The 5,515-nt window shown below is 65.9% G+C and carries 4 protein-coding genes and 1 pseudogene; all 5 read left to right on the forward strand.

Going from position 1 to position 5,515, the window contains the following annotated elements:
• A partial coding sequence (locus AC2VOG_RS16135) for a DNA-directed RNA polymerase subunit beta' (protein WP_486940880.1) occupies positions 1 to 1,898 on the forward strand: 1,898 nt, incomplete at its 5' end.
• A 172-nt stretch (positions 1,899 to 2,070) separates the two neighbouring features.
• Positions 2,071 to 2,829 (forward strand): deoxyribonuclease IV, encoded by a 759-nt coding sequence (locus AC2VOG_RS16140; protein WP_486940881.1) that lies wholly within the window; start codon positions 2,071 to 2,073, stop codon positions 2,827 to 2,829.
• A gap of 1 nt (position 2,830) precedes the next feature.
• Positions 2,831 to 3,676, forward strand: coding sequence for a CE1 family esterase (locus tag AC2VOG_RS16145; RefSeq protein ID WP_486940882.1), 846 nt, complete (start codon positions 2,831 to 2,833; stop codon positions 3,674 to 3,676).
• 47 nt (positions 3,677 to 3,723) lie between these two features.
• Positions 3,724 to 5,352 (forward strand): acyl-CoA dehydrogenase family protein, encoded by a 1,629-nt coding sequence (locus tag AC2VOG_RS16150; protein WP_486940883.1) that lies wholly within the window; start codon positions 3,724 to 3,726, stop codon positions 5,350 to 5,352.
• A 49-nt stretch (positions 5,353 to 5,401) separates the two neighbouring features.
• Positions 5,402 to 5,515, forward strand: a pseudogene (locus AC2VOG_RS16155) (crotonase/enoyl-CoA hydratase family protein); the annotation flags it as partial.

The raw sequence follows: 5,515 nt of genomic DNA on the forward strand, positions 1-5,515 counted from the left end.
ACAAGCAGATGCACAAGAAGGTGCAGGCCGCGATCATCAACGACCTGGCCGAGCGCTACCCGATGATCGTGGTCGCGCAGACCGTCGACAAGCTCAAGGACGCCGGGTTCCACTGGGCCACCCGGTCGGGTGTCACTGTCTCGATGGCCGACGTCATCGTTCCGCCGAACAAGGCCGAGATTCTCGACGCCTACGAAGCGCGGGCCGACAAGGTCGAAAAGCAGTTCCAGCGTGGTGCTTTGAACAAGGACGAACGCAACGAGGCGCTGGTCGAGATCTGGAAGGAAGCCACCGACGAGGTTGGTGAGGCTCTGCGCGAGCACTATCCGGCCGACAACCCGATCATCACGATCGTCGACTCGGGTGCCACCGGTAACTTCACCCAGACGCGAACGTTGGCCGGCATGAAGGGTCTGGTGACCAACCCGAAGGGTGAGTTCATCCCGCGCCCGATCAAGTCGTCGTTCCGTGAAGGCCTGACGGTGTTGGAGTACTTCATCAACACCCACGGCGCGCGGAAGGGCCTGGCGGACACCGCATTGCGGACCGCCGACTCGGGTTACCTGACCCGTCGTCTGGTTGACGTGAGCCAGGACGTCATCGTTCGCGAGACCGACTGTGGTACCGAGCGCGGCATCCTCGTCGAATTGGCCGAGCGTGGGGCCGACGGCACGCTGATCCGTGACCCGCACATCGAAACCTCGGCGTATGCACGCACTCTGGGTACCGACGCGACCGACGAGGCAGGCAACGTCATCATCGCTCGCGGCGAAGACCTGGGTGATCCGCAGATCGACGCACTGCTGGCGGCGGGCATCACGCAGGTGAAGGTGCGCTCGGTGCTGACCTGTACCACCGGCACCGGTGTGTGTGCGACCTGCTACGGGCGTTCGATGGCGACCGGCAAGCTGGTCGACATCGGTGAGGCCGTCGGTATCGTTGCGGCGCAGTCGATTGGTGAGCCCGGTACTCAGCTGACGATGCGTACCTTCCACCAGGGTGGTGTCGGTGAGGACATCACCGGCGGTCTGCCCCGTGTGCAGGAGCTGTTCGAGGCCCGTGTGCCGCGCGGTAAGGCACCGATCGCCGACGTCACCGGGCGGATCCAGCTCGAAGACGGTGAGCGCTTCTACAAGATCACCATCGTCCCGGACGACGGTGGGGAAGAGGTTGTCTACGACAAGCTCTCGAAGCGCCAGCGGCTGCGTGTCTTCAAGCACGAAGACGGTTCCGAGCGAGTGCTTTCCCACGGCGACCACGTCGAGGTGGGTCAGCAGCTGATGGAAGGCTCGGCCGACCCGCACGAGGTGCTGCGTGTGCAGGGCCCCCGCGAGGTGCAGATCCACCTGGTGCGGGAGACCCAAGAGGTCTACCGGGCGCAGGGGGTGTCCATCCACGACAAGCACATCGAGGTGATCGTCCGCCAGATGCTTCGCCGGGTGACCATCATCGACTCGGGCGCGACGGAGTTCCTGCCCGGATCGCTGATCGATCGGGCGGAATTCGAGGCGTCGAACCGACGAGTGGTGGCCGAGGGCAGCGAGCCCGCGGCCGGGCGTCCGGTGCTGATGGGTATCACCAAGGCGAGCCTGGCCACCGACTCGTGGCTGAGTGCGGCGTCGTTCCAGGAGACCACCCGCGTGCTGACCGATGCGGCGATCAACTGCCGCAGCGACAAGTTGCAGGGTCTGAAGGAGAACGTGATCATCGGAAAGCTGATCCCGGCCGGGACCGGTATCAACCGGTACCGCAACATCCAGGTGCAGCCGACCGAGGAAGCCCGCGCTGCGGCGTACACGATCCCGTCGTATGAGGATCAGTACTACAGCCCGGACTTCGGTCAGGCGACCGGAGCCGCGGTTCCGCTGGACGACTACGGCTACTCCGACTACCGGTAAAGCAACCGTTAGCCCCCGCTATCGGCGCACAACGAGAAAGTCCCGGGCCTCGGCCCGGGACTTTCTCGTTGCTGGGGCTCGAGTGTGCGTCCAGCCGCACAGTCGCCGTCGAGTGTGCGTCCAGCCGCGCATTCGCGCCAGCCCGTCGGCAGCCGTCATTAGACTGGCCGACGTGCTCATCGGTTCACATATCAGCCCGCAGGATCCGCTGGCCACCGCCGCGGCCGAGAACGCCGACGTCGTGCAGATCTTCCTCGGTAACCCGCAGAGCTGGAAGGCCCCGAAGCCGCGTGCGGACGCCGCCGAACTCAGGGCCGCGGCGCTGCCGATCTACGTGCACGCGCCCTATCTGATCAATGTCGCCTCGGCGAACAACCGGGTACGGATCCCGTCGCGCAAGATCCTGCAGCAGACGTGTGACGCCGCAGCCGAGATCGGCGCCGCGGCGGTCATCGTGCACGGCGGGCACGTCACCGAAGGCGACGACCTCGACGAGGGGTTTGCGCGCTGGCGCAAGGCGCTCGACCAATTGGAGACGAAAGTCCCTGTCTACCTGGAGAACACGGCCGGTGGTGATCACGCGATGGCCCGTCACTTCGACACCATCGCCCGGCTGTGGGAGCACATCGGCGACGCCGGCGTCGGGTTCTGCCTCGACACCTGCCATGCCTGGGCGGCGGGGGAGGGACTCGTCGACGCCGTCGACCGGATCAAGGGCATCACCGGGCGCATCGACCTCGTGCACTGCAACGACTCCAAGGACTCGGCCGGCTCGGGGCGCGACCGGCACGCCAATTTCGGCACCGGGCAGATCGATCCCGAGTTGCTGGTGGCGGTGGTCAAGGCCGCCGATGCGCCGGTGATCTGCGAGACGGCCGAAGAAGGCCGCAAAGACGACATCGCTTTCCTGCGGGAGAAGACGAGCGCCTGACATGCGTCGTCGGATCGCGATGCTGGTGGGCCTCATGCTGGTTCTCTCGGGATGTTCGGTCCTGCATCCGAAGCCACCGTCGGGTTTTGTCGACGGCGCCAGCATTCACACCATCGGCGTCGCCGGCCAGGACCGCGTCTATCGGCTTCACAAGCCGGCCGGGTTGCCGGCCTCGGTCCCTCTCGTCGTCGTGCTGCACGGTGGCTTCGGCAGCGCCGAGCAAGCCGAAAGAAACTACGGCTGGGACCAATTGGCGGATTCAGCGAAATTCGTCGCGGTCTATCCCGACGGTGTGCGGCGGGCATGGAACGTCAACGGGGGTGGCTGCTGCGGTAAGCCGGCGCGCGAGCACATCAACGACGTCGCGTTCATCAGCGCCGTCGTCGCTGACGTGGCCAAGCACGTCGGTATCGACCCCTCGCGCGTGTACGCCACCGGGATGAGCAACGGCGCCATCATGTCGTACACGTTGGCCTGCGAGACCACGCTTTTCGCGGCGATCGGGCCGGTGGCGGGCACCCAGTTGGACCCGTGCACGTCGCCGCATCCGGTGTCGGTGATCGCGATTCACGGCACCGCCGATCCGAATATTCCCTACGGCGGCGGCCCCGGCCACGGCTTGGCCCACATCAACGGTCCGGCGATACCGGACTTGAATGCGTTGTGGCGCAAAGTTGATCGATGCCAGCCGCCTACTGAGACAACCGAGGGTCAGGTCACTACCTCGATCGCCGCCTGTGCGCAGGGTCGCGGGGTCGCGTTGATCACCGTGGCCGACGGCGGCCACCGCTGGCCCGACTTCGCCACCGGCAAACTCTGGAATTTTTTCGACAGCCACCACCGCTGAGCATTACACCTCTTGTGCGCTTGCAGAAAAAATGTAATATTGTCGGCATGCCAGATACACATGTCGTCAGTAACCAGGTGCCACCGCTGCAAGAGCACAACCCGGCCTCGTCGCCGGTGCTGATCGAGGCGCTGATCCGCGAAGGTGGACAGTGGGGCCTGGACGACGTGACCGCGATCGGCGCGATCGCCGGCTCCCGGCAGGCGCAGCGCTGGGGCGAACTGGCACAGCGCAACCGGCCGATCCTGCGCACGCACGACCGCTACGGCAACCGGATCGACGAGGTCGAGTACGACCCGGCATACCACGAGCTCATGAAGGTGGCGATCGAGCACGGCCTGCACGCGGCGCCCTGGGCCGACGACCGGCGCGGCTCCCACGTGGTGCGCGCGGCCAAGACCAGCGTCTGGACCGCCGAACCCGGCCACATGTGCCCGATCTCGATGACCTACGCCGTGATCCCGGCGCTGCGGTTCAACCCCGAGTTGGCCGCCACCTACGAGCCGCTGCTGACCAGTCGCCAGTACGACCCCGAATTAAAGCTTGCGACAACCAAAGTCGGGATCACCGCCGGCATGTCGATGACCGAAAAGCAGGGTGGCTCCGACGTCCGCGCCGGCAACACCGAGGCCGTCGCCAACCGCGACGGCACCTACCGGTTGACTGGTCACAAATGGTTCACTTCGGCGCCGATGTGCGACATCTTCCTGGTGCTCGCCCAGGCGCCGGGCGGGCTGTCATGCTTCTTCTTGCCGCGCGTATTGCCCGACGGCAGCCTCAACCGGATGCGCCTGCAGCGCCTCAAGGACAAGCTCGGCAACAACGCCAACGCCTCCAGTGAAGTCGAATACGACGGCGCCACCGCATGGCTGGTAGGCGAGGAGGGCCGAGGGGTGCCGACCATCATCGAGATGGTCAACCTCACCCGGTTGGACTGCACGCTGGGCAGCGCCACCAGCATGCGCACCGGGCTCACCCAGGCCGTGCACCATGCCCAGCACCGCAAGGCATTCGGCGAATATCTGATCGACCAGCCGCTGATGCGCAACGTGTTGGCCGACCTGGCCGTCGAGGCTGAGGCCGCCACCATGGTCGCGATGCGGATGGCCGGTGCCACCGACAATGCGGTGCGCGGCGACGAGACCGAGGCTCTGCTGCGTCGTATCGGGTTGGCGGCCAGCAAGTACTGGGTGTGCAAGCGTGCGACCCCGCACGCCGCCGAAGCCATGGAATGCCTGGGCGGCAACGGTTACGTCGAGGAGTCCGGCATGCCGCGGCTGTACCGGGAGGCCCCACTGATGGGCATCTGGGAGGGCTCGGGCAACGTGAGCGCGCTGGACACGCTGCGCGCCATGGCAACTCGACCTGAATGCATCGAGGTGCTGTTCGACGAGCTCGGCAAGAGCGCCGGGCAAGACGTCCGGTTGGATCGCCACGTCGAGCAGTTGCGCCCCCAGCTCGGCGAGCTGGAGACGATTCAATACCGGGCCCGTCAGGTCGCCGAGGACATCTGCCTGGCGCTGCAGGGGTCGCTGCTGGTTCGGCACGGACACCCGGCCGTCGCCGAAGCGTTCCTGGCCACCCGGCTGGAGGGCCGCTGGGGCGGCGCATTCGGAACCATGCCTGCCGGACTGGATCTCGCGCCCATCATCGAGCGTGCTCTAGTTAAGGGATGACGCACGCCGACGACGATTCGGAGCGAAGCGACGGGGAGGAGTGGCGCCAATGACGCACGCGATCAGGCCGGTTGATTTCGACAACTTGAAAACGATGACCTACGAGGTCACCGATCGGGTTGCGCGGATCACCTTCAACCGGCCGGACAAAGGCAACGCGATC

This window comes from Mycobacterium sp. TH-M11, assembly GCF_057473725.1.

Bases quoted from the DNA above. Each gene is read 5' to 3' on its own strand.
- AC2VOG_RS16145 (WP_486940882.1), top strand. From the start codon at position 2,831: ATGCGTCGTCGGATCGCGATGCTGGTGGGCCTCATGCTGGTTCTCTCG.
- AC2VOG_RS16150 (WP_486940883.1), top strand. From the start codon at position 3,724: ATGCCAGATACACATGTCGTCAGTAACCAGGTGCCACCGCTGCAAGAG.